The sequence below is a fragment of the Pseudomonas sp. GGS8 genome (assembly GCF_024168645.1).
Classification (GTDB): domain Bacteria; phylum Pseudomonadota; class Gammaproteobacteria; order Pseudomonadales; family Pseudomonadaceae; genus Aquipseudomonas.
Genome location: NZ_JALJWF010000001.1, coordinates 6,046,226 through 6,070,734, shown reverse-complemented (window position 1 = coordinate 6,070,734; position 24,509 = coordinate 6,046,226). Strand labels below are relative to the sequence as shown.

Below are 24,509 nucleotides of genomic sequence, written 5' to 3'. Positions count from 1 at the left end.
GTAGGCGCTGGCGAAGGCTGCGATCTTTTGATCCTGGTCTTCGTGAGCCTGCAACATCGCCAAAAGATCGCAGGCTGCGTCAGTTCCTACAGAGGTTGGGTATATCCGTGCGATGACAGGTGTATTCGGTCGTTGTGGTTGCGTATATCCGCGTGATCGTGATGAACGCTTGAACGGCCCATTACCCAACTGCTAATGAGTCTGTGCCACTCCACGCAAAACAGTCGCCTCGCCAACGTCGGTAATTTTCGATACAGCGATTTCCCTGATATATCGAAACTGGAAACGGCCAACCCTTCCGACCAACAGGAGCTTGCACAGTATTTCTTCAACTATGCTGAATCAACCGAATAGCATGCTGGTGTTTTTCATTTTGATTAGCAGCCTAAGTAGTGTGCCATTGGGTGAGTGCTCTTATGAGGAGAGCAAACTTAGGGAAGGAGAAAGCAATGTCTAACGTATGGGTTTATAAACTTGATGGCACAATTCAATGCGATAAGGGATCTCGCAAAACTCCACTTGCCGAAGCGAGAGCCGAGCTAAGTAGTTTGATCGGTTCCAACAACATTATCGGAGAGAAAGTCGGGAGTCGGATCGTTCCGGAAGTGTGCGATTTTCCGACCGGAGGTTACAATGCTTTTGAAATTACAACTCAGGGCTGGTACATACTGCAACATGGTTTTCGTGGGTCGGAAGGGTTTCTTCGACTAGAAGAAGGCCATGTAAGGTCAATGTCGCCGGAAGAACTGAATATAGGTCAGCTGATTGGCTCACTCACTTCGGCGCAACCACAGACAATTGCTCAATTGGTGGGCCACTCTCTTCGAGTCTATGAAACAGGTGATGGACTGACTAAGGACTGGAGGCCGGAGCGTTGCAATATTGAACTGAATAATGACCGAATAATCGTATCGATATGGTTTGGTTGATTTGATTTTTACGGTCACTCATCCACTTCGTGGGTGAGTGACCCTATCCATTTTCATCCGGTTGTCGATGGCCGTTCGTTAGATATTGGCGGTGGGCGGAGTTGCCTGATTGTAGGTGATAGAGGCAATCGTGTTGCAGAGCCCGACCAATGTCTGCCAATCCTGATTGGCCGCGTTCAGATTCTGCTGAAGCTCGCCGAGGTTCAAGTCAGTGACGTTGCCGCTGCAGTTGGTTAGGTCCGTCAGGACTGTGTTCAGTTCGGATTCCAGCTCTTGCCAGACCTGCAGGACGAGGGCAATCTGGGTGCTTGCGGCCTGGGAAAGTGCGATCAGCGCATTGATTTGATCGTTCAGTACAGCCAGGCTTGCAGCCTGCCGCGTAACCGCATTCATATTGCTGTTGTCAGCCTCCACCTGACTCTTCAACGCTTGAACCTTGTTTGAAGCGATCACCATCGTAGTAATCAAGGCCGCGGCAGAAACGATCCCGAATGCCAGCCCAATTCCGAACGAGAAAATGGCGATAACAGCACCTGCAAAGAATGCAACGCCCGCCGCAATGGCTGCTGCCGTCTCAACAGTTTGCCAATGACTGATTTCAGACTGTAGCGAAGCGATATGTGCCTTGAACTCTGCAATTTTCTGCTGATCTACTTGTTGCTCCCTAGTCGAGTCATTTACAGCCGTTGAAAGCACTGTTGCATCGGATGCCAAGGTATTGCTGAACTCGGTAATGGTCTGCTGGACCGTCACGGCGCTTTGCGTGTAAGAACGAATCTGAGAGATCAAGCGGCTGAATTGTGTTTTCAACGCTGCAATCGCAGTGGCGTTGGTAGGATCGGACTGCAATACACTGACCAATGAATTGATGGTCGACATGCTGACGTTGAAAGCAATGCCGTATCCTGCAATGGAGTTGGGTATGCTCACCAAGTTAGCCGCAATCGGATACCACCCGTTGGCGTGGATTTGTGCGTTGCTGAAAGCTGTTTGGAATGTGCTGTACCACGTTGGCGAAGGGGAGATAGTCGGTAGTCTCGTATTGCCAATACCTAACACATACGCCATGACAGCATTGTTGGCATTGAAAGCATTGGCCAACTGTTGATCAATCGGCAAAGGGTCGTTGGATCCGGCAGCGAAAGTAGGCGGCGAGCTCTGTAAGTTTGCGATACTCGTGACGTTCGGTACGGGTTTCAGGGCGAAGGGGAAAAACAACTTTTTTTGCGCGTCCATGTAAAATCTCCTGATGTTACCAATTGATGAGTTGCACAGATCGAACGATTAATACTTTAGCAATAGTGCTTGCTTAACCTCAGGCAGCCGACGCAACTATATGAAGGCTAGCGCTGCAGGTGCAGCACAGTTAAGCATGCTTTAGTATGGTGGCAAGGTGGTGGCTTATGTTCTTTTGCGCTTGCTATTAGTGCAGATCTGTTCTGCATATTTTAACAATCAGTTAATGAGGGTTTCATCGAAGGGTTTGTGTTTGTCGGTTTTTTGGCGCTGACAGGCTGAGTGATAATCTGAGTTCCTATTGATGACAGTTGTAGTTATACAAATGGTAGTTGTTCGTCCTGAACATACCTATACATCTCCAATTTCATGCCAGGGGGACCGGTAACGGCGAGGTCACGATGCTCGAGCCAGCACCAAACGCATGGGCGTGCAGGAGCCGGGGGACGTGATTGAGTGCATGTGCATGTTCGGTGTCGAGAAGGGCGGACAGCCCTGCGAGGGAAAAAGCGGCTCCGGATGGATGGTTGAATTTGTAACTTGCTTGATACAAATATGAATTTGTTTCATTTCGTTTCAAATCAAGGGTGCGAGGGAGTGCATTGCCCACATAACAATAACGTCCAGGTAATGCTCAAAATGCTACTCGTGTACGGTCATCTGATTGCCACCTGTATTGCTCTGGGGAGGGTGCTGCAGGCAGATCAAAAGCTATGGAGCTGGCGCAAGGATGTGTTGAGCCAGGCGCAACGTGAGTATCTCGACGAAACTCAAAAAATCGTCACGCTTGCGCTATTGGCTCTTTGGGGAAGTGGCTTGCTGCTGGTGCTCCAGGGTTACCTTTATGAGGGGACCGCGTATCTGCTCAATCAAAAGCTCTGGGCCAAGGTGAGTGTTGTCGCGCTGCTTAGCCTCAACGGCGCATTGTTGCATCGGATCGGTTTTCCACTGTTGCAGAAGGCTCCCTTTGTCTTGTTACACAGCTGCGCCCGGACTCGCCTTGCACTATTGGGCGCTCTCTCCATGAGTGGCTGGTTATTTGCCGCATTCCTGGGGGGGGCTCGAGCGTGGAATCACGTGCTGCCTTACTTGCATGTGATGGGTGCCTTTGCCGGGTTCTCGTTAGTGGCTTTTGCAGTGGTGTGGATAGTCTCCAGCACAGCGGGTGCCATGGATGATGAGTGGTCGTGCACTGGCAGTGAGTAAGGGACGCTGAACGACGAACCTCTGTGCGCGGCGATGTGCGCAGGGACGCGCGCATTCGTACAGGCGAGGTGTGTAGCGGCGACCGACTGATCCAAATAGCCAGCCGGTCGTGGTTGAGCATTACGGCTCAACTGATTCAGTGCAAATCAGTCAGGAGACGCGTCCAATTTCCTCGATAAACGCAATTCGCTCCCCTTCGTAGAAAATTTCAACCGTTGTATAGATAGGCGAGTTTGGAGGCATTACTTGGTCGTACTTTGCTTGCGTCCAGCTAATTTGTTGAATCCATTTTCCTGGTTGCTGGACCAAGTGTAGGTCCAGCATGAGCGCTTTCTGGTCACTGCCTTTAGGGGATCGCCTGGTAAGGACGGCCACAATCCCTGGATTGGCAACTTCAACATCGCCAACCACATGGAAGTCGTCAGGTTTTGGTGGCATCGTGTTCAGCCATGCATACCAGTCTTTGCTTTTGATGGTCATTCTTCTATTCCTTGAGAAATGAAACTCGAAGCTTGAGGTACTACAGTTCCGTATGGCGCTTCGTATGCCATCGAATTAATGCCTGATATCCCAATCTTCTCGTATGTACATACCCAAGAGAGGCGACGTGGAGGTCAGATGAACGTTGAAGGGCGTATCAGGCAGGTGTAGACGAGGAATGGGGTATGGCCCCTTGATCTAGACGAACGGTGCAACCTTGCACGGGCATAGAGACTCCTCGCCCGCCGTTCACCGGCGGGCTGTTCAGGTTTATTCAGAATTGTGTTCGGGACACAGGGTGCAACTCTGGATAGAGTTTGCATCGCTCACCCAGCTTCGGCTCTTTACCAGGCACGGAGTGCTAGGTCTTGGTTGGGTGAGCCCTCATTTTTGATTGTTCTCGACAGAGAGAATGACGGCGCACGCGAAACCGTGCTCCCTTCAGCCACCGTCCCTGAGCAACTGGCTGAACGCCTCCAGTTCGCTTTTTTCCACATCGGAAACCAGCACGAAGCGCAAATGGTTGACCTGCCAGGACACCACGTTAAAGCCACGAATCGTCTGGGTCTGCCGCGGCTTGTCTGCCTCCGGCATGGGCAGGATAAACACATTGATGATGTGTTTGGCCCTCCCGTAACTCAGGGCTGCCGTGGTCTGGTGTTGCAGATAATCCAGCCGCCCGCCCAGTAATGGAAATCCCTGCGCCGAGTAGTCAAATACCGGCGGCGAGAAGTCGAGTTTGCCGGTAAACCAAGGCTTCACGGTGTGACGGTCGGAGGACACCACATCGTTCAGATGCTCACCCATCAACGAGCGGACATGGCTGGAGACAGCCTCGTCCATCAGCGGTTGTTCGCTGCCCGGCGTTATCACATAAAGCACCGCCGCCAAGGCCAGCGCCGCCGCGGAAAACGTCGGTGCGAACCATGTCTGCCAGCGCTCGATGGCGCGAGTCGCGGGAGCATCCGTAGCAAAGACGCTGGCCGCCAACGACGCCGGCGCTGGGTAATACGGCGCCTGGCGCTTCACACTGACCCTCAGCAGTTTCACTTCATCATGCAGCCGCGCGCACTCGGCGCATGCGGCCAGATGCGCAGCCACATCCGCAGCCGTCGCAGGATCGAGCTCCTGATCCAGATAGCCATGCAGCCGTGTCTGGTAAACCGTGCAGTCGAGTTCATTCATGATCGTGCGACTTCAGTAGTTCGAGCTTGAGCATCGCGCGCGCCCGGGCCAGTCGCGACATGACGGTGCCGATGGGGATATCGACCACCAAAGCGATCTCCTTGTAAGGCATGTCTTCGAGTTCTTTCAGCACAATCACCTCACGAAACACCGGCGGCAGGGCGCACAGCGCTTGCTGGATCAGCGCTGCGTTTTCCGTGTGAATAGCCAGCAATTCCGGGGTCTGGCTGTGGCTCAGTGCCCCTTCGTCATCGCCAATGTCGTCATCGATAGCCACCCAATGGCGCCCGGCCGAGGCTTTGAGCCAGGTGTAGCTTTCATTGCGCACGATGGTCAGAAACCAGGCCTTGGCGTTGCCATCGGCGAAACGCTGTAAAAACCTGAAGGCGCGCAACGCGCTTTCCTGCACGACATCGCGTGCGGCGCTGTCGTTGCCGGTGAGCCAGCGCGCGAGGTTGTAAGCGGCGTCCAGATGCGGCGCAATCAGGTCCTCAAATCGCTTCATAGTGGCTTCCGCACTGTCACACCCCTATAACCGTGATGCGTCGTCTTTTATTCCCTGAAAAGATTTTTTTTGCAGCGCGGAATAAACACTCGTCCCGCAAGGTTTACCTCGTGTCAGCTACATCACTGTAGTCCGCTTGCGAGGACATACCGATGGACATTCAATCAAAACACCCCGTGCGCACCGACAGCTTGCTGAACCCTGACCGCCGAACGCTGCTCAAGTGCTCGGCGTGGGCCGGGGCGGGGGTCATCTGGGCCCTGAGCGGCGGCATTCCCCGGGCTTTTGCGCTGGATGAGGCAGGCAACGTCGCCGACCCCAAGGCACTGGCCAGCACGTTTCACTTCGTGCAAATCAGCGACTCGCACATCGGCTTCAACAAGGAAGCCAACCCGGAGCCGGCAAAGACGTTACAGGTGGCGATCGACAAGGTCATCGCGCTGCCAAAACGGCCGTCGCTGATCCTGCATACCGGCGACATCACGCACCTGTCCAAGCCTGAGGAGTTCGACACGGCGGCACAGTTGCTCAAAGGCCTGCCGTCCACCGTGCATTACGTGCCGGGTGAACACGACACCCTCGACGAGGGCGGCGGCAAGCTTTACCTGGAGCGTTACGGCAAGGGCACCAAAGGCAATGGTTGGTACAGCTTCGACGACCACGGCGTGCATTTCATCGCACTGGTCAATGTCTTCAACTTCCAGGCCGGCCATGAAGCTACCCTTGGAGCTGATCAATTGGCCTGGCTGTCCGATGATTTGCGGGCGGTGACGACCAGTACGCCCATCGTCGTGTTTACCCACATTCCGCTGTGGACGATTTATCAGCCGTGGGGCTGGGGCACCGAGGATGGTGATCAGGCGATTGCGATGCTGCGCAAATACGGTTCAGTAACGGTATTGAACGGTCACATCCATCAGGTCATCCAGAAGGTCGAAGGCAATATCACCTTCCACACCGCCCGTGGCACGGCCTATCCACAACCCGCACCGGGTGCGGCGCCGGCACCGGGGCCGATGACGGTGGCGGCCGATCAACTGCGCAATTATCTGGGGATCACCGATGTGCGAGCGACACAGGGCGATCATCCGCTGGCGCTGATTGATTCGACACTGGTCTAGGGGAGGGCGGTCAGGATGAAAACGCGACTGTTGGCGGTGGTGTGCCTGATGCTGTCGATGCCGGCGTGGGCTCAGGAGGTAAAGATCGATATCAAGGAGTTCATGTTTGCACCCAAGGATTTGACCGTGGCCGTGGGCACCAAAGTGACGTGGGTGAATGACGATCAGATTCCGCACACGGTGGCAGAAACCCACAAGGTGTTTCGCTCGGGGGCGCTGGATACGAATGACAGTTTTTCCTGGGTGTTCAATACGCCGGGAGAGTTCGAGTATTTTTGTGCGCTGCACCCGCAGATGATCGGGAAGATTGTAGTCACCCAGTAAACAAAGGGCGCTGGAAGGTTAAAAGACCGCAGCCTTCGACTGTTCCGACGTCTGCCGGCTCACTCAACAGGTATCCCCAGAAACGACAAAGCCCCGAATAATCGGGGCTTTGTCGTACGGAATCTGCTGGCTACGCAGTTCGAGGAAGAGCCGCATAGGTTTGTTATTTCGTAGTTGGCTCCTTCGTATTGTCGCCCGCGTTGGCAGTCGTCACCCAATTACGCGTCTTTGGCGCCAATAACCGCTCGATGGCGCCACTCACCATGTTTTCCATCAGATTATCGCGCTCTCGTTCATCCAGCGAATATGACCTCAGCCAACTGGGCGCACTGTTGAGCAAGGCTGCAATGGCTCGACCCGCGGCCCGTTGCGCCGGTTCGCTCACGCGGGGTTTGGCTCCGAGCATCAGCAGCAATTTGCGTTCGTATTGCTCGCGCAAGTGGCGAACTTGTTCCTGCTGCTCCTCGTTGAGGCAGCCACTGTCGCGCTCCGCCAGTCGAAAATGCCAGGGCATTTCCTGGTGCAGATTCAGGTGGGCGCGGATCAGGCTGTTGATCTTGTCGCGTTTTGCCGGCGCCTGTTGCTCAATGCGCCCCAGGGTTGCCAACAGCTCCTCGTAGAACTCCTCGATCAAGTCGAGCAGCAAGTGCTGTTTGCTGGGGTAATGGTGATACAACGAGCCGGGGGCGAGTCCCAGGCTCGTCGCCAGCTCACGCATGCCGACCTGACCGAAACCTTTGCTGGCAAACAGCTCCAGCACCGTGCCCCGGTACTCGGCAAACCGTGAGCAACGCTCAGGCATAGGCATGGAAGCCACGCCCCGTTTTGCGCCCCAGGTAACCGGCGGCGACCATTTCCTTGAGCAGCGGTGCAGGGCGATATTTGCTGTCATTGAAGCCGTCGTAAAAGGCTTCAAGAATGGCCAGCACCGTGTCCAGACCGATCAGATCCGCCAGAGCCAGTGGCCCGATCGGCTGGTTGCAACCCAGGCGCATGCCGGCGTCGATGTCTTCCGCGCTGGCCAGGCCTTCCTGGAACACCAGGATTGCTTCATTGATCATCGGCAGCAGAATCCGGTTGACCACGAATCCCGGACGGTTGCCCGCGGTGATTGCGGTCTTGCCGAGAGTGTTTGCCATATCCAGCGCCAGGGCGTGGGTGACATCGCTGGTTTGCAGGCCACGAATCACTTCGATCAAGCCCATCACCGGCACCGGGTTGAAAAAATGCAGGCCGATAAAGCGCTCAGGCCGGCTCACGCTGGCCGCCAGTTGGGTAATGGACAGCGATGACGTGTTGGAGGCGATCACGCACTCAGGGCTGACCTGCGCGGCGATCTGTTGCAACACGCGCAGTTTCAGATCGAGGTTTTCGGTGGCGGCTTCGATCACCAGTTGTGCGTTCAGCAGGCAGCCGTAATCAGTGCTGGTGCGAATCTTGTCGAGGGCGGCGAGCTTTTGCTCATGGGTCAGCGTGTCCTTGACGACCTGCCGATCAAGGTTTTTATCGACGGTCGCGATTGCCTTTTGCAGAGCGCTCTCGGAAATGTCGATCAAGGTCACGTTGAAGCCGGCCAGGGCGCAGACTTGCGCGATGCCATTGCCCATGGTGCCGGCGCCGATAACGCCAATGTTCTGTAGATTCATGCGCATGTCCTTGTGATCAAACCCGTTCGAACAACACGGCGATGCCTTGACCGCCACCGATGCACATGGTCGCCAGGGCATAGCGGCCCTGACAGCGATGCAGTTCATGAATGGCTTTGGTGGCGATGATCGCGCCAGTGGCGCCCACCGGATGGCCCAGCGAGATGCCCGAGCCGTTGGGGTTGACCTTCTGCGGATCGAAGCCCAGCTCTTGCGCTACGGCACAGGCCTGGGCAGCGAAGGCTTCGTTGGACTCGATCACGTCAAGGTCGGCAACGGTCAGACCGGCACGCTTGAGCACCAGGCGGGTGGCGGGAATCGGTCCCAGCCCCATCATTGAGGGCTCGACGCCGGCGTGGGCATAGCCCACCAGTCGAGCCATGGGCTTGAGGCCTTGTTCCTGAACAGTTTGGCCCGTGGCCATGATCAGTGCGCCAGCACCGTCATTGAGACCAGACGCGTTGCCGGCGGTCACGGTGCCGTCCTTTTTGAACGCGGGTTTCATGCGGCTCAATTGCTCGACGTCGACCTCAGCCCGTACATGCTCATCCGTCGCAAACGAAACCGTCCCTTTGCGGGTCGCTACTTCAATCGGCACGATCTGCCCGGAAAAACGCCCTTCGGCAATCGCCCGGGTAGCACGCTGTTGGCTGATCAGCGCCAATTCATCCTGGGTCTGACGCGTGATGCCATAGTGCTCGGCGATATTTTCAGCGGTGATCCCCATGTGGAAACCGGCAAACGGGTCTTGCAGTGCGCCAAGCATGTAGTCGACGGCCTGCATGTCGCCCATGCGTGCGCCCCAGCGCGCTTGCGGCAACAGGTACGCGCCTCGGCTCATGGACTCGACGCCACCGGCCAGCGCAGCGCCCGCATCCCCCAGCATCAAACTTTGCGCGGCACTGACAATCGCCTGCAAACCCGAACCGCACAGACGGTTGACGTTGAAGGCGGGGGTCTCTTTCGTCAGGCCGGCATTCATCGCTACGACCCGGGAGATGTAGGCATCGCGTGCCTCGGTCGGGATCACATGTCCCATCACCGCGTGGCCGATATGCTCGGGCGCCAGGCCTGATCGCTCGATAGCGACGCGGCAAACGTCGGTTGCCAACTGAATAGGCGGTACATCCTTGAGTGAACCGCCAAAACTGCCAATGGCAGAACGGACAGCGCTCACTACAAAAATATCGGAATGGTTCATGTTGGCTCTCTGAACAGGTCTTTTTTGTTGGGCACGAGTTTAGAATCAGCAGCGCCGCTGGCCTATGCCAAAACTGTTCAAGGGTGATGGCGTTTTTTGCCATGTTCAGATGTGACGAGAGAGGCATTCAAATGCGGGAATCGGATTCGGTGGCGGTTTACTTCATGTATCCCATGATCCATGCGCTGCGTGAGAAGCCGCAGCGTCTGCGGTCACTCCTTGAACAGGTGGGAATTGATCCGGCACTGATGGATCAGCCGACGGCGCGGGTGCCGGCCACGGCTTTCGCCGCGTTGTGGCTGGCGCAGATTCGTGAGTTGAACGACGAATTTTTCCAGTTGGACTCCCATGGCATGCCGCCGGGCAGTTTTGCCTTGATCTGTCGGGCATTGATTCAGGAGCCAACGCTGGAAAAAGCCATGCGTCAGTGCCTGGCCAATTTCGCCTTGTTCCTGCATGATTTTCGCGGCACGTTAAGTGTGCGTGGCAAGCGTGCGGTCATCAGCCTGCAGACCCGCTCGCAGAACAGCGAGGTCAGCCGGCTGGGCGAAGAAACGTTTCTGGTGTTGATGATCAGTCTGCTGTGTTGGCTGGGCGGGCGGCGAATTCCCATCGATCGTGCGGACTTTCGTCATCAGCGTTTGTCGCTGCGTGATGATGCCTTGCTCTGGGGGCCCAACCTGACCTTTGGCACCGAGCACACCGAAATCGAGTTCGCCAGTCACTACTTGCGGCTGCCGGTGGTTCAGGACCTTGCCTCGCTGAAAGTGTTTTTGCGCACCGCACCGCAATGGCTGGTGATCCGCTTCCGCAACCAGCATGGGCTGGCATCGCAGGTTCATCAGCGCCTGCGCCATAGCCATTACAGCGAATGGCCGACCTTGCAGGACTTCGCCCTGGAGCAGCACCTGAGCCCCAGTACCTTTCGCCGGAAACTGGGACGTGAAGGCTGTTCGTATCAGGAAATCAAGGACGAAGTGCGACGCGGAGTGGCGTTTGAGCGGTTGCGCCAGAGCAAGGCGAGCATCAGCGATATTGCCGAACAGTTGGGGTTTCAGGAGCCGAGTGCGTTTCACCGCGCCTTCAAAAAATGGACGGGGGAGAGCCCGGGGCAATACCGTTTGCGGTTTGAAGGTCGTGATGATTGACCAATATGGGAAATCTTTTTGTGGTCTGTGGCACATAAAAAAACGCCCCGAACAGGTCGAGGTGTTTGGTACAAAAACGCAGATGGCCGAGACCATCAGGCATTGGTGCTCAAGGGCGCCTAAGCACCTTGGAACCACTCAGTCCCGGAAATGGTGCAGGCTGCGGCGCCGCTCTCGAGTTTGGCCTGCGACACCTTTGTTTTGCCTGCATTGATCTGTGAGTTGCCTACAACTTTGGAAATCGGCACAACTCCTACACGGTAGACAGCAGCAGGCCCTGATCCTCTTACCAGCATCCGCTAAATGGTCATTTGATTTGATCCGGGCGCTGAGGGGCGCGAGACAACCACACGGTTTGAACCTTCACAATTGAGGCGTAATCAAATGAATGCAGCGTCAGGTTTTTCCTGTCCGGAGATATTCATATGAAACGCACAACTGCATTGATTCTGGTGGTATCAGCAACCCTACTGCTCGGTGGCTGCTGGCCGTATTGGCATGATCGTGATGGTCATGGACGTGATCATGGTCGCTACTATGGAGGTGACCGCGGAGGTCAGGAATACCACCGGTATTAGTGCGTAGGAGAGCCAGGATGGACCGCCAGGCAGCGCTCCATTTTGTTGATGCAAAGGGGCTGGCTTGACGACTTCTTTGTTTTCGTCTGCACCGGTCTGCGCTCATCCCAAGCGTCTTATGGGCGGCCTGCCAGCCACGTTATGGCAGTGACGCTGAGTGCAGGCCGATGCGCTCTCATAGAGAGGATCTGCGGGAAAAACTTCATTGCCTGCAACTGATCAAAAGAGCTATTGCGAACGAGCCACAGCTTGCGCCTCGTCAGCCTCTTTGATTACTCGCGGCTATTATCGGTGGTCGGAGGGGCGTGACTGAGGATTGGTACAGGCAACAAAAAGCCCGGGCTTCGCCGGGCCTCTTTGGTAAATCACTCAGCGCAATAAAGCTTCCTCACTTGCTCCGTGCGTTCGAGCGAGGATCTACCCTTTCGCCTTCGAACCAAACACCAGAAGGCGTGTACGGGATGGAGAAAGGCCGCAAACACGCAAAGCAGCATGATGATGAAGAGTGAAATCAGCGGGATGCTTTCGTGCGAGAACATGGTGGATTACTCCTGTATTCACTATGTCGGAAACTTGAGGGTAGACATCTACGGCGGCGCTTGCATGAATGTATGTTCATCTTTCGAGGCTTGAATTGCTCCAGGTCAACTGTTAGCCCTCTGCTCGTGCAACAAGCCGCCATCCTCGCGACAGATCAGCTCGATCAAGATTTTCTCGATGTATCGATCAGGGTCTGGGTTTGCAGCCATGTGATCTGCCAGTGCTTGCGGGCGGTGTCGGAGAGGAAGGGCGTGACTCACTATTCGTAACTGCGTCTACGCAAGTCTGCGCAAAGACATAATAAGGACGTTACGTGTTTCGGAAAGTGATTTTGCTGGTTTTGATCGCCAGTTTAAGTGGGTGTGCGGCAACCGCTATGCGGATGGATTACGACAAACATCGATGCCCTTACATTGGCGTGCGGTTTGACTGGTGGTTGGTAGGCACATCCCGCGGAAAACTAATTCCCTTTTTGCTCGTCGACGCGCCGTTCTCGTTGGTGGTCGACACAGTATTTTTTCCCTTCGAGTATCAATACAGCTGCAACTTTTAATCTGATGCCGGCGTTCGTACGCTTCGGGGTGTGATCTGCGCGAGGTCGTCACCTCTGGCTCAGCCTGCGCCTGCTGTCCGGCGTGCCCGGTGGCTCGCCCGACTACGAGTCGGGTGCCTTGCGTTGCTGCAGATCACACTCCGATGCGGCCTGGTGCTGTGATGCAAATGAATCGAGTGCAGAGTTGATCCAACGAAGACGAATTATCCGAGATTGTTCATTAGCGATGTGTCCATGAGAGGTCGACTGGCTCAGCCCACCTCTCATGTCAAAATCATCGACTTTTTGAAATCACACCACTCATGTATTGATTTAAATCGCGCAGATCCTGAGTCCGCCAAGCGTACGGTGATAGCTTTACACCATTCTCTTTCAACGTTTTTGGAATCAAGTCTCCATTGGGGCGAAGTATTATCGACGATACAATAACGCCCGGATAATCATTAAGTCGTTTTTTGAAAGCGGGGGTTGTAAGGTTAGCTGCAGGAGGGTTGCTTTTATTGGCCAATGGTCCGGTTGCTTTGAGGTCTGTTCCGTGGCACATGGCACATCTCTGTAAATAGAGATTTTTCCCATTGAGATTATCCGCGAAGGAGAGTGATGTTTGAATTAGCGATAAAATTCCTAGCGAAGCGATGAAGGATATTTTCATTTTCATTTTCATGTGGCCTTGTTGTATAAATCAGATCTGAGTCGTGGGCAAACCCTGGAGGGGCCACTGCAACACTCAATATTCTCGATAACATTTGAAATTATTCAGGTGCGCCGCCTTGCCCTGTTCCGCTTGGGGAGCAGAAGCTGATTGAAGTGCTGCTGGAGCAGCCAGGCGAATAAGGATTCCCATGGCAACCAAGCAACCCGAGTGGGAGGCAATCGAACGCACCTATCGGATGGGGCTGTGCTCTGCTGAGCCTCTCGCAAGCTCGACGGCCGAAGTGATTGCTCCTCTGGCTTGAGGGCTGTTCTTCCAGCAAGTCGAACCTAATGCTGCGGATGCTTGAGCCAGGATGTCACCAGCATCCGATTTTCGGAGCTCGGCGAACGATTCGATACCCATCTGCTTAAGCCGAGTAATGACCGTTGGTCCTACGCCCTTGAGGGCGAGCAAAGCGGTTCTTTCTTCCAGTGAAAATGGCATCCGTAAATTCCTTTTTTTAAATGATTCAGTGGAAGTGTGCCCGACCCTACAAGGCGTCTCAATAGACAGGTGTCATTGTTTTGAGTGTCAGCGGTGAAAAGTCTCCAGGGAGGCACCCCCATCCATGCAACCCGTTTCGTCCTACTGTTCGAGCATCAAGCTGCGCCAAACGATCACTGGCGGTTCAACAGACACAGCGTCCGGTTGCAGCTCTTCCTGTTTCTGTAACTCTGGCGAAGTCACCTCGGATGATGACTGCCGAAGCAGTAAAAGTTGCGCAGCCTCTGCGGTTGGCTCATCGATACGCGGCGTAGTCATTTGATCGTAACAACGACTTTGCCCTTGGCTCGTCCCTGCTCGACGTACTTCAACGCCTCTGCCGTTGATTCAAAGGTGAAGGCGCGGTCAATCACAGGTTTGATGATTCCGGCCTCAATGAGCGCGGTGATTTGTTGCAGTTGGGCGCCATTGGCCCGCATGAAAACGAACGCGTAGCTGACGTCCTGCTTGCGTGCCTTGCGCCGAATGCCGAGGCTCAACAGGCGCATGACTTGCTTCAATGGCCAGGACAACCCTTGCTCCTGCGCGAACTGCGCAGTGGGTGGCCCTGAGATGGAAATGAGCTGGCCACCGGGCTTGAGGACCTTGAGTGACTTCTCCAGTACGTCGGCGCCGAGGCTGTTCAAGACCAAGTCGTAGTCGTGCAGGACACTTTCGAAGTTCTGCTGTGTGTAATCGATCACCAGGTCGGCCCCCAGCGCCTTTACCCATTCGACATTCGCGGTGCTGGTGGTGGTCGCGACAAAGGCGCCGAGGTGTTTGGCGAGTTGGATGGCGAGGGTGCCGACACCGCCGGAGCCGGCATGGATCAGCACTTTCTGGCCCTTTTTCAGTTGGGCGGTTTCGACCAGCACTTGCCAGGCGGTCAGTGCGACCAAGGGGAGGGACGCGGCTTGTGCCATGTTGGTATTGGCAGGTTTCAGGGCGATCGCGTTTTCGTTCACGGCGATCAATTGGGCGAACGTCCCGATCCGTGCTTCGGGCGGGCGAGCGTAGACTTCGTCTCCCGCTTTGAAGCGTTTCACTTGCGAGCCAACCTCAACCACGACGCCTGCCAGGTCATTGCCCAGTACCAGCGGAAATGAATAAGGCAGGATCAGTTTGAATTCGCCCTTCCTGATCTTCGAGTCCAGCAGGTTTACGCTGCTGGCGTGCACCTCAATCAAGACGTCGTGGGCGCCCACCACGGGAGCGGGCGCTTCGCCAATGCGCCCGGTGTTCTGGCCATAGCGATCAATTAAAAATGCCTTCATCGTTGTGCGGCTCTTATCGGTTGGAATGAGGGTAGGCGGAGCGTTTGCGGCGTTGCTGCGCCGCGCTATCAGGTATCAAGGAACGCCAGCGCCTTGGTCACAAAGTCAGCGTAGTACTGGAAAATGGCGCCGTGCCCGGCATCTTCATAAATGACCAGTTGTGCGTTGGGAATGCGGTTGGCAAGCGCAATCGAGTTAACGCTGGGCACCATGATGTCGTTGTCGCCGTTGACGATCAGCGTCGGCGTCCGCAAGCGCCCGAGGTTTTGGGGCGCCTGTTTGCCCCACGCAGTGATGGCTTTCAACTGCCGTAGGAAAGCGCTGGGCGTCGGGCCTTTGTCGCGATTTTTTTTGCGCTCTTTCAAGCGTTGCAAATACTGCGATGCGGTTCGACGGCCATTGGGCGTCGAAGTAAAGAACAGGTAGAACTTGGGATCTCGCAAGGTCATCAAGCCTTTGATCATCAATGGCCACGTCACCGAACCAACCTTGTCGATACCGGTGCCGCCGGCCGGCCCGGTGCCGGTGAGAATCAATCGGCGCACCAATTCGGGCGCCTTCAGGGTGATGTCCTGAGCGACGAAGCCGCCGAGTGAAAAACCCAGCACGTCAACGGTCTCGAATCCCAGCGCATGTATCAGTTGGATGGCATCGTCAGCCATTTCGCCGACCGTCAGTGGCGCGGTTCCGCCAGAGCCGCCGATCCCGCGATAGTTGGTGGCAATGATGCGCCTTGTTTGTGCCAGGCCATCGATGATCCCGGGGTCGAAGTTGTCCAGCACCGCGCCCCAATGGTTGAACAGTACGAGGGGCACGTCGGTCTTGGGGCCGATGTCGCGATAGGCGAAGGGAATGCCGTTGACCGTGATCGACTGGTTTGCCGCGTTGATGAACGACGTCTGCGAACCTGCGGGGTTAATTGTATTCGTGGGCGTCATATCTACTCCGAACAGAGGGCCGCAGTCGATGCAGTGCCTTGGGCGCCTGCATCGAGTCCTGCACAGGTGTTCGCTACAAATAAATCACTGTGGGGTCAGGTAGCGCTGGGCAACCGCAGACTGGCGGATTTGCCCCAGCAGGCCCTGACGTGCGCTCTGCAGGTCATCCCAGCGTTCAGCTTCGTGCAGCGGCGGGATAGTCACCGGCTCACGACGATCGAAACCGACCAGTGCGGCATCCACCAGATCGCCCACTTCCATGATTTCGTTCAAGGTGTTGATGTCGACGCCGGAGCGATCCCAGATCTCCGTGCGGGTAGCGGCCGGCAGCACGGCCTGCACGTAAACGCCCAAGGGCGAGAGTTCCAGGCTCAGGCCTTGGGAAAGGAACAGCACAAATGCCTTGGTCGCACCGTAGACCGACATGCCGAACTCCGGCGCCAGACCCACCACCGAACCGATGTTGATGATTGCGCCTTCGCCTGCTTTGGCCAGGCGTGGGGCGACGGCGCTGGCGAGCCGCACCAGCGCCGTGGTGTTGAGGGCAACCAGTTGCGCAATGCTGTCGGTGCTTTGGTCGATGAAATTACCGGACAGAGCGGCGCCAGCGTTATTGACGAGGATGCCGATACGGGCGTCGTCGCGCAGGCGGCTTTCAACGGTTGTCAGATCGCCGAGTTGGGTCAGGTCCGCCTGAATGACATCGGTGGCGACGTCGTGTTCGCTGCGCAACCGGGTGGCAAGTGCGTCCAGACGTGCCTGGTCGCGGGCGACCAGCACCAGATCGTGGCCGCGTTGCGCGAAGCGCTCGGCGTAGACAGCGCCAATTCCGGTGGAGGCGCCAGTGATAAGAACAGTAGGGCGAGTGCTCATGGGATTATCTCTCTTTCAGAATGTGTGAAAACAGAAAACGCGGTCACTGATTGCTCAGCTTGCGGTGGCGCTCGATTCAGCCAACGTCGGGTAGTCGATGTAGCCTTCCGCGCCGCCGCCATAGAGGGTGGCGGGATTGAAGGCGGACAACGGCGCGCCACGCTTGAGGCGCTCCACCAGATCCGGATTGCCAATGAACGGGCGACCGAACGCGATCAGATCGGCCTGGTCTTTGGCGAGCCGCGAAGTCGCCAGGTCCAGGTCATAGCCGTTGTTGGCGATGTAGGTGTTTTTGAAGCGCTGGCGCAGGGAGCCGAAATCGAATGGCGCCACGTCACGCGGGCCACCGGTTGCGCCTTCGACCACGTGCAGATAAACGACGCCGAGGGCGTCGAGTTGATCGACGACGTAATCGAATTGCGTCTGCGGATCACTGCTGGAAACACCATTGGCCGGTGACACTGGCGACAAGCGCACCCCGGTGCGGTCCGCGCCGACTTCATTGATGACGGCCGCCGTCACTTCGAGCAACAGACGCGCACGATTTTCAATTGAGCCGCCGTAAGCGTCGGTCCGCAGGTTGGCGCTGTCCTTGAGAAATTGATCCAGCAAATAGCCGTTCGCGCCGTGAATCTCTACGCCATCGAACCCGGCGGCGACAGCGTTTACCGCGGCCTGGCGGAAATCGGAGACGATCCCCGGTAGTTCGCTGATGTCCAGTGCGCGCGGCTCGGAGACGTCTTCAAAGCGGTTGTTGACGAATACTTTGGTGGCGGCTCGCAGCGCAGAAGGGGCCACGGGGGCGGCGCCGTTTTCTTGCAGATCAACGTGCGACACGCGGCCGACATGCCACAGCTGCAGGAAGATTTTTCCGCCCTTGGCGTGGACGGCTTCGGTCACTTTGCGCCAGCCATCTATCTGCGCCTGCGTGTAGATCCCGGGGGTGTCCTGATAGCCCTGACCCTGTTGGGAAATCTGCGTGGCTTCACTGATCAGCAAGCCTGCGCTTGCGCGTTGGCTGTAATAGGTGGCCGCGAACTCGCTTGGCACAAAGCCTTCGCTTGCACGGTTGCGTGTCAGTGGCGCGAGGACGACACGGTTCGAGAGCGTGAGGGCGCCAAGCGTGTAAGGGGTGAACAGATTCTGGTCGGTCATTTGGTATTTCTTCCGTGCCCGTTGATGGAGATCGGTTGTGCGTGCAATTAGGATGATGATCGAAATCTAAACTGTCAACGATTTTGATTATGACCAACATCTATGTATCATTGGGCGCATGATTTCCCAGTGGACATGAGGTATTGCACGTGAGAGTGACCAAGGCCCAGGCGCAGGCCAATCGAGAGCACATCGTTGAGACGGCCTCTGAGCTATTCCGTGAGCGCGGCTTCGACGGCGTCGGTGTGTCGGACCTCATGGCGGCTGCCGGTTTCACCCACGGAGGTTTCTACAAGCATTTCGGTTCGAAGGCCGACTTGATGGCCGAAGCCTCGGCCAGCAGCCTTTCCAAATCGCTGGCAGTTGCTGAATCGCTCGATATTCCGGGCTTCATCGACGTCTATGTGTCGAGGGAACATCGGGACGGACGTGGCAGCGGTTGCACCATGGCCGCGCTGTGCGGCGACGCGGCGCGTCAATCGGATGATTTGAAAGCGACGTTTGCCGAAGGGATCGAGCACACCTTGCAAACACTGGGGGACAAATATCCGACTAGGCCGGATGCCGCTCCGGGTGAGGGGAGAAAAAAAATGATCGACCTGTTGTCTCGTGCTGTCGGTGCGATTATTTTGTCGCGTGCCTGCCCGGATGATTCTGCACTGGCGGATGAGATCCTTGAGGTGTGCCGCACTGAAATGTTTGCTTCGTTGCCGGTCAATGAAGTGGAGGCGGTGTAGAGAGGTGGCTCATTCAAAGCGCGGATTTCGGTAGAACTTCGGATTTTGATGCTCGGCTTATGCAGCAATGAAAGCGGGGGGTGGCGGGATCTTCGTATTCTCGAACTTCGCGCCGTCGATGTGGTGCGGCATTCTATCCAACGACAAAATCAGCGACAGGGATCGTCATCAATGCAATCTACTTTCAGCAAAGGCGTCATATTTGCACTCTCCGCCGCGGCACTGAACGCAACGATCGGTGTACTCAGCAAAGTGCTCATGAGTAATGGCTTTACCGCCAGCAGTGTCGCCGTCATCAAGACCGTACTGGGTTGCATGCTTCTCTCGATCTTGCTGCTTTTGCTCAAGCGCCCGGCGTCGACGACCAAATGGACTCAGGCGGCTATCTGCGCGTTCCTTGGCATCTTTGTGCTGTTCCACTTCGAAACGTCCGCCTATCGACATTACGCTGCGGCAGGTGTGGTGGTGGTGCTGATGGCCAGTGCCTCAATTTCCTCGATCATTCTGGGGCGCATTGTTCTCAAGGATGCCATCACCGCGAACGCGACCGTGGGCGCCGCACTGGCTATCGCCGGGATCGCGGTGATCTTCGGCGCCGATCTGCAGCAGGGCTTTACCCTGCAAGGTGCTGCGCTAGCCTCCATGGCCGGCTGCGGCTATGGGGCCTTTTCGGTTGCCATGAAGCGGATGGGCGTGTCGGGGGGGCTGCACTTCACCCGGCAATTGCTGTTCTTTGGCAGCTTGTACCTGCTGATGCCGGCTGCGGCCGATGGTTTCGCGATCGGCGAGCTGTCGCCGCTGGCGATCGCCGCACTGCTGGCGCTGGCTGCGCTGCCGACAATCCTTGGCTTCTTCTGCACCACCAAGGCCATCGAGTATCTCAAGCCATCCCAAGTGCAGGCGCTGGAGCTGACCGAGCCGCTGTTCGCCGCGCTGCTGGCGTTTGTGGCGCTCAATGAAGTACCGCGCGAAAGCCTGTACGCGGGGGCGGCACTGATCATCGTCGGGCTGTGTTTCTCCAATGAACTGATCCGCTTGGGCAGCAAAGCGCCCGTCCCGTCGACCGAGTGAGCTATTTTCGGATCCTGATTGCTTTAGCAATCGGTGGTCAGAACAAATGCAAATGACGGGTTACGTCGAATGCAAACGGGGCACCAATCCTCCAAGATCCGCACCAGACTGCCCTCGGCAATTAACCAAGGTTGTCGAACAGACGCTTACTGACACTGGAAAACCTCATAGGGGCAAATGGTTTTCAGAGTGTGATCAGTTGCTGACTGGACGTTGTGTTTACTGAAAAATTCGGGCCTCGCAGAAGTTTTCGGATGTCCTTGACCTCTCCCAGCATGAGTGCGTGCAGGTTGGAAGGCATCAGTTGTTCGCTGGCGTATTCTGTCCATGACCAGAGACTCCCGGACTTGTTGTTGAGGTCCGGCGAGAGGGTGTGCCAGCCATTGGCGTCGCGCTGTTGTGTGAGGTCGCATGTGTTCAGGTAGAGCTGCCGGAGCTTGGCTTCGAACTCTGGGATCTTCACGCCCCAATTGTCGATTACACAGGCGCGGACGATCTCTTGAAGCTTCGGATGCAGGCCCATGAGTATGGCGTTCTTCGTGGCTCGCACGACCTTGTCGCGTTTATCCCCGACATAGGGGCCGCTGGCCTTTGCTCTATCCAGAGCATCTTGCATGGCTTTCAACGTAATATCGTAGGCGTGCAGAATATCCCGACAGTGCTCTTGTTCGGCATCGCGCGCATCCACAGCGCGCATGGCGTCGATTTCCACATAAATCTGTCGGTTGCCTGTCGCTGCGACGTAGTTCGACGTGAAGCCGCCGGAAATCATCAAGCCGGTTGCATAAAGGCCCGGCGCCAGATGGTAGGCTTCATTGTCTCCCTCGTAGGCTCTTTGCAGGATTTGCACATTGGCTGACCAGCCTTTGAATGGTTTCTGCTGACAGACAATGTTGAACTTGGGGCCCAATGCATGCCTTGGCGGGGAGGTGATGCCGCAGTCCATGGGATCTGCCTGCTTTGCATTGAGCTCCTCTCGGGTCTGGAGTTCGGTCGAGAAGCGAGCGAGCATACTGCCTCCTTGGCTATTGCTGTTCGATCATAAGGGTGTGCCTGAGATTGAAGTCTGGCGCCCTGTCGATTAGCCGACTAACCGCGGACGTTCATTTGGCGATCAGGGACAGCCCGACTCACTTGTCGGTGCCATTCCAGACCTCTCCGTTCGCCTCACACTCGGTGCACTTCTCAACCCCTACGATAGCTCGATAATTCTATGTCTGTAGTGGTTTTCCTTTGGCCTTTCCAGTTGCCAGGTGTAAACAAAACGCCAAACCGTCCGTGCAACCCCTAACGCTTGTTCACCCTGATTTTGGCTGGCTGGAGATTTGTTCGAGACGTGCTCTGAGAAACCTGTCCGCCCCCAGCCGTATCTATTTGCTCGTAAGATTTGATCCCATTCCTTCTAGCTTTCGTTTCAGTCGCCTGAGATCACGATTGACGATCAGCTTATGCGCTGGACCTACCGGCAGCATATAGATGCGCCCAAAGGCGTTATGCGTGACGACAGATGCTGTGATCATGAGCACACGATCTGTTATCGAAAGACAAATCATGACATCCAGGTGTCGATCACGCGCGGTCAGAACCAGCATGTCGGGGGCACTATGTTCCACCAGAAACAAATCCAGCTGTTCGCCCACTTGCACTGTCACCCGCCTAGCGCCGGAGAACCCGCCGATCCGTTTCACGCCGAATAACGAGGAAATGGCATCCCTCGCTCGGAAAGCTAGCCGCATGAGCAGTCCCGGTTCGGCCGTCATGATGTTCCAAGCGTCGAGAACAGTGATTTCAGCAGAGAGCGGAACCGACCTGCTGTCATAGTAATCAAGTTCGGACAGCGTACGCAGAGTGTGAGCAGGTGATGTGGTAGCCAAACATTGTCTCCCCGACATATGCGAAAACCCCCGATTTTTTGAGCTTTTTGCCACTGAATACAGCGCTGCCGAAAACTCATGACTCCAGCAACAAACCATTCACTCGCCTCAGTGGCCCGGCTGCCATTCCGGATACACCGAGTGGAGCAGCATGAATTAAATGGATGTTGTTGAGGCGCCAGCTTCTCCTTGTCGGATACTGAGCCCGATCAAGGCATCATAGAGCTCTTGCTGCCCAGCTGGTAGAACAGGGAGCAGCGTCGCACGGCGCTTGTCGACACCGAACCAGGATTCAACCAACCATCTCACCAGAATCGGTTGCGCACCCTACACAGTCTGTATGGCGCTAAATATGGAGCGAAGTAACTCGTGAGAAAACTAACTCGTAACCATTGGATCGCGGCTGGTTTTGAGGCCCTCGACCAAATTGGGCATCTTGGCGTTTCGGCCGAGAGTCTATCGCGCCGATTGAATGTGACCCGCGGATCGTTCTATCACCATTTCCGCAATCGCGAAGACTTTGTCCGCACCTTGCTGGCCGCTTGGGAAGAAGACTACACGGAGCGCATGCTCGCCTATGCAGCGCAGGGTCGTAGCGCGGGCGAAACCTTGACACGCTACTTGAGTATCGCCGCTGAGAAACAACCTGGGCGGGAAGTTTCCATCCGAGCCTGGTCGCTGCACGATCCGTTGGTAGGCGAGTTCCAGCAGCGTGTCGACACAAGGCGACTGGACTTCGCGATACGGACGTGCCGCCGCTTGGTCCATGTGCCAGGCGGAGCAGAAGTGATTGGTCAGGTGGCCCATCTGTGCCTGATTGGTGGTCAACAGGCAGGGCTGCGGCGTGATGCCGCTCGCTTCAACAGTTTTCTGCATCGAGCCTTTTCACTTTTCGAAGGGGCTCTTCCACCGTGGCGGGCCTAAGTCATGATCTAAATGGGGTAACTGAATAAATAGAGGTCGCGTGCCTGCACCATCACCGCAGGTTCCGCGCTCATGGGGCGGCTCCATTAGAAGGTGGACGCAGCATAAAGGAGGCGCTGTCAGTTTCTGTCAGGAGTGTGACCGGGTATACATAGGGTTTGTTGATTTACGCGCCTTTCATGAATATTTTTTTTCATGGATAAAATGCAGGTACTTTCATTTGACATTTGGGATTCAATGTCTAGAATCGATCGCATGAGCCCCTCGGATGGGCCGAAAAGAATAAAAGTAAAAGGGACGATACAATGCATGGAAGCTATCCACATCACCGTATTGCAGTCTGCAATACTTTCAAATTGCACCTCGCAAAAGCCATCACTGAATTTCCCACCTCGTCGCATTGTGCTGTGAATTATTTTGCTCGCACCCGGTTTTAATTAATTTCGAGCTTCATGCATCTAACTGTTTGGATTAGTGATATCCCAAACTTATGGTGCCTGGCTTGCTGTGGGTCGTTATTAGCAGGTTCGCACTTTCGATATTAAATAATCGAGGGTGCCCGTTCGTCCCAAAAAATTGGCTGATCAAATGGAATTCTGATTCTCGCTATAAGGAGTGGCTTGGCCATGTTTAAAAGACGCAAACGCATTGCATTGGACGATCCCAGTCTGGAACGTGTGAAGTTGACACCTCAGATGCTCACCTACGATCAATTTGCCAGTCGCAGTCGTTCCCAGTACCTGCCTTATGTGATGGGTTTCAATGCCGCCGATTACCGTTCGGAAGCGATCAATACCGATCGGCTCGGATTTCGCCTGGCCTATGATGCGCAAGGCCGGCCGGTCAGTGTCGGCAACCTGGAGGCCTGCGCGCTGCCAGAAGTGAATTTGCTGGTCGGGGCCTCGTCAGCCTTGGGTTACGGGGCCTCCAGTGATGCTGCCTCGGTAGCGAGCCGCCTGTCCGCGCATGATTCTCGCGGTACGCCATGGCTGAATTTTGCTGGGCATACCTTTAACGCGACCCAGGAATTGATGCTGTTTATGCTGCATGCCCATCGACTGCCTGCGTTGCGACGTATCGTGATCATGGGCGGCTTCAATACTCTGGTCATGGCGCGTCTTCCTGAGTTTATTCGAGGTGATCTGCCACCGTTCTACTTCTGCGGTGACTATTACGAAAAGTTTGATGAAATTGCTGAGGAAAATGGTGCAGAACTGCCGCCTGGTAAACTTCCAAAGTGGCCAGCCGAAACGACTGAGGTTCCGCCGATTTCGCAAACTCTGGTACGCGCTCTACAAGACACCATGAATTGTCTGACGACCTGGAAACGACTCGCGGATTCTTTGGGTGCGGAACTTACGTTTGTTCTCCAGCCCTTGGCGACTTGGGTAAGGACGCCGTGTGCCGAAGAGCAGAAGCTGTTCGATGAACTTGATCGGATTTCCCGGTTTGGTACTTGGCAGCATTTATATGGCGACATATCCACTCCCGCTGTCGCGGAATATTACGCCGATAGTCTGGCCAATAGTTGTCATGACTTGGGTATTCGATTTGCCAGTCTGATCGATGATTTTAGAGAACGTCCGGGCGATGAATGGTTATACGTTGATCGCGCGCACTTTACCGACCTTGGCAGTGATGTCGTAGCACGCGCCATTCATCGATACCTGCAGTGAAAGTTTAGGAGGCTCTATGTTAAAGCGAATTCGCAAGGCACTTGGCTCTTTGTTCAAGAAAAAGAAAAAAGCCAAGAAGAAAAACAATTCCTCCATATATCCAATGCACTGATGAAGACTAATAGGCAAATCTTTTCCAGCTTCCTCGGGGCAGAGAC

At 55.6% G+C, this 24,509-nt stretch carries 25 protein-coding genes and 1 pseudogene; 10 read left to right on the top strand and 16 right to left on the bottom strand.

Translation table 11 applies throughout. The features are described from left to right. Positions 1-449: 449 nt before the first annotated feature. Positions 450-929 carry a hypothetical protein gene (locus J3D54_RS26985; RefSeq protein WP_253425063.1) on the top strand — a complete coding sequence of 160 codons (480 nt, stop codon included), beginning with the start codon at positions 450-452 and terminating at the stop codon, positions 927-929. 78 nt (positions 930-1,007) lie between these two features. Here the strand turns inward: J3D54_RS26985 and J3D54_RS26980 are convergent, their stop codons facing one another. Further along, complete coding sequence (locus tag J3D54_RS26980; protein WP_253425060.1) at positions 1,008-2,165, bottom strand: HBL/NHE enterotoxin family protein; 1,158 nt, start codon at positions 2,163-2,165, stop codon at positions 1,008-1,010. Positions 2,166-2,795: 630 nt separating this feature from the next. On the opposite strand from J3D54_RS26980, the gene J3D54_RS26975 reads away from it, so the two are divergent. After that, positions 2,796-3,371 (top strand): hypothetical protein, encoded by a 576-nt coding sequence (locus J3D54_RS26975; protein ID WP_253425058.1) that lies wholly within the window; start codon positions 2,796-2,798, stop codon positions 3,369-3,371. A 150-nt stretch (positions 3,372-3,521) separates the two neighbouring features. Here the strand turns inward: J3D54_RS26975 and J3D54_RS26970 are convergent, their stop codons facing one another. From J3D54_RS26970 to J3D54_RS26960, 3 genes are all read right to left on the bottom strand, one after another. Beyond that, complete coding sequence (locus J3D54_RS26970) at positions 3,522-3,851, bottom strand: hypothetical protein (protein ID WP_253425054.1); 330 nt, start codon at positions 3,849-3,851, stop codon at positions 3,522-3,524. A gap of 441 nt (positions 3,852-4,292) precedes the next feature. Beyond that, positions 4,293-5,036, bottom strand: coding sequence for an anti-sigma factor (locus tag J3D54_RS26965; protein ID WP_253425051.1), 744 nt, complete (start codon positions 5,034-5,036; stop codon positions 4,293-4,295). Beyond that, positions 5,029-5,541 (bottom strand): sigma-70 family RNA polymerase sigma factor, encoded by a 513-nt coding sequence (locus J3D54_RS26960; RefSeq protein WP_253425048.1) that lies wholly within the window; start codon positions 5,539-5,541, stop codon positions 5,029-5,031. Before J3D54_RS26960 ends, J3D54_RS26965 begins: the two co-directional genes overlap by 8 nt. Before the next feature lie 152 nt (positions 5,542-5,693). On the opposite strand from J3D54_RS26960, the gene J3D54_RS26955 reads away from it, so the two are divergent. Further along, positions 5,694-6,662 (top strand): metallophosphoesterase, encoded by a 969-nt coding sequence (locus tag J3D54_RS26955; protein ID WP_253425046.1) that lies wholly within the window; start codon positions 5,694-5,696, stop codon positions 6,660-6,662. A gap of 15 nt (positions 6,663-6,677) precedes the next feature. Continuing rightward, positions 6,678-6,986: a cupredoxin family copper-binding protein gene (locus tag J3D54_RS26950; RefSeq protein WP_007941931.1), complete on the top strand. Its 309-nt coding sequence runs from the start codon at positions 6,678-6,680 to the stop codon at positions 6,984-6,986. A gap of 163 nt (positions 6,987-7,149) precedes the next feature. Here J3D54_RS26950 and J3D54_RS26945 read toward each other — a convergent pair whose 3' ends face one another. Genes J3D54_RS26945 through J3D54_RS26935 form a run of 3 tightly spaced genes read right to left on the bottom strand, consistent with a single transcriptional unit; the run spans position 7,150 to position 9,833 of the window. Next, positions 7,150-7,794 carry a TetR/AcrR family transcriptional regulator gene (locus tag J3D54_RS26945; RefSeq protein ID WP_253425043.1) on the bottom strand — a complete coding sequence of 215 codons (645 nt, stop codon included), beginning with the start codon at positions 7,792-7,794 and terminating at the stop codon, positions 7,150-7,152. Next, a complete protein-coding gene (locus tag J3D54_RS26940) occupies positions 7,781-8,632 on the bottom strand; it encodes a 3-hydroxybutyryl-CoA dehydrogenase (RefSeq protein ID WP_253425041.1) in 852 nt (283 codons plus the stop codon). Before J3D54_RS26940 ends, J3D54_RS26945 begins: the two co-directional genes overlap by 14 nt. Before the next feature lie 16 nt (positions 8,633-8,648). Then, a complete protein-coding gene (locus J3D54_RS26935; RefSeq protein WP_253425038.1) occupies positions 8,649-9,833 on the bottom strand; it encodes an acetyl-CoA C-acyltransferase family protein in 1,185 nt (394 codons plus the stop codon). Between the two features lie 131 nt (positions 9,834-9,964). Between J3D54_RS26935 and J3D54_RS26930 the strand changes: the two genes are divergently transcribed. After that, positions 9,965-10,981, top strand: coding sequence for an AraC family transcriptional regulator (locus J3D54_RS26930; protein WP_253425036.1), 1,017 nt, complete (start codon positions 9,965-9,967; stop codon positions 10,979-10,981). A 1,431-nt stretch (positions 10,982-12,412) separates the two neighbouring features. Beyond that, positions 12,413-12,652 carry a YceK/YidQ family lipoprotein gene (locus J3D54_RS30495; protein ID WP_367399641.1) on the top strand — a complete coding sequence of 80 codons (240 nt, stop codon included), beginning with the start codon at positions 12,413-12,415 and terminating at the stop codon, positions 12,650-12,652. Between the two features lie 274 nt (positions 12,653-12,926). Here J3D54_RS30495 and J3D54_RS26925 read toward each other — a convergent pair whose 3' ends face one another. From J3D54_RS26925 to J3D54_RS26900, 6 genes are all read right to left on the bottom strand, one after another. Then, on the bottom strand, positions 12,927-13,310 hold the full coding sequence (locus J3D54_RS26925) for a c-type cytochrome (RefSeq protein ID WP_253425033.1): 384 nt from the start codon (positions 13,308-13,310) through the stop codon (positions 12,927-12,929). Positions 13,311-13,535: 225 nt separating this feature from the next. Then, positions 13,536-13,790 (bottom strand): helix-hairpin-helix domain-containing protein, encoded by a 255-nt coding sequence (locus J3D54_RS26920; RefSeq protein ID WP_253425030.1) that lies wholly within the window; start codon positions 13,788-13,790, stop codon positions 13,536-13,538. A gap of 314 nt (positions 13,791-14,104) precedes the next feature. Further along, complete coding sequence (locus tag J3D54_RS26915; RefSeq protein ID WP_253425028.1) at positions 14,105-15,103, bottom strand: NADP-dependent oxidoreductase; 999 nt, start codon at positions 15,101-15,103, stop codon at positions 14,105-14,107. Positions 15,104-15,171: 68 nt separating this feature from the next. Then, the gene (locus J3D54_RS26910) at positions 15,172-16,041 is read right to left on the bottom strand and encodes an alpha/beta fold hydrolase (protein WP_253425025.1); all 870 of its coding nucleotides are present in this window, start codon (positions 16,039-16,041) and stop codon (positions 15,172-15,174) included. Between the two features lie 84 nt (positions 16,042-16,125). Beyond that, positions 16,126-16,914 (bottom strand): SDR family oxidoreductase, encoded by a 789-nt coding sequence (locus J3D54_RS26905; protein ID WP_253425021.1) that lies wholly within the window; start codon positions 16,912-16,914, stop codon positions 16,126-16,128. A gap of 54 nt (positions 16,915-16,968) precedes the next feature. Then, positions 16,969-18,069 (bottom strand): alkene reductase, encoded by a 1,101-nt coding sequence (locus J3D54_RS26900; RefSeq protein ID WP_253425019.1) that lies wholly within the window; start codon positions 18,067-18,069, stop codon positions 16,969-16,971. Positions 18,070-18,218: 149 nt separating this feature from the next. Between J3D54_RS26900 and J3D54_RS26895 the strand changes: the two genes are divergently transcribed. Further along, entirely contained in the window at positions 18,219-18,806 is a 588-nt protein-coding gene (locus tag J3D54_RS26895) for a TetR family transcriptional regulator (protein WP_253425016.1), read from the top strand. A gap of 171 nt (positions 18,807-18,977) precedes the next feature. Next, positions 18,978-19,877: a DMT family transporter gene (locus tag J3D54_RS26890; RefSeq protein WP_253425013.1), complete on the top strand. Its 900-nt coding sequence runs from the start codon at positions 18,978-18,980 to the stop codon at positions 19,875-19,877. Positions 19,878-20,061: 184 nt separating this feature from the next. Here the strand turns inward: J3D54_RS26890 and J3D54_RS26885 are convergent, their stop codons facing one another. From J3D54_RS26885 to J3D54_RS26875, 3 genes and pseudogenes are all read right to left on the bottom strand, one after another. Continuing rightward, positions 20,062-20,889: a hypothetical protein gene (locus J3D54_RS26885; protein WP_253425009.1), complete on the bottom strand. Its 828-nt coding sequence runs from the start codon at positions 20,887-20,889 to the stop codon at positions 20,062-20,064. A gap of 358 nt (positions 20,890-21,247) precedes the next feature. Beyond that, positions 21,248-21,769 (bottom strand): DUF2867 domain-containing protein, encoded by a 522-nt coding sequence (locus tag J3D54_RS26880; protein WP_367399640.1) that lies wholly within the window; start codon positions 21,767-21,769, stop codon positions 21,248-21,250. A 138-nt stretch (positions 21,770-21,907) separates the two neighbouring features. Then, positions 21,908-22,063: pseudogene (locus J3D54_RS26875) on the bottom strand (thiamine biosynthesis protein ThiJ); the annotation flags it as partial. A gap of 57 nt (positions 22,064-22,120) precedes the next feature. Between J3D54_RS26875 and J3D54_RS26870 the strand changes: the two are divergent. Together J3D54_RS26870 and J3D54_RS26865 are read left to right on the top strand one after the other, a co-directional pair. Then, complete coding sequence (locus J3D54_RS26870; protein ID WP_253425003.1) at positions 22,121-22,675, top strand: TetR/AcrR family transcriptional regulator; 555 nt, start codon at positions 22,121-22,123, stop codon at positions 22,673-22,675. 626 nt (positions 22,676-23,301) lie between these two features. Then, on the top strand, positions 23,302-24,351 hold the full coding sequence (locus J3D54_RS26865) for a hypothetical protein (protein ID WP_253425000.1): 1,050 nt from the start codon (positions 23,302-23,304) through the stop codon (positions 24,349-24,351). Positions 24,352-24,509: the final 158 nt, after the last annotated feature.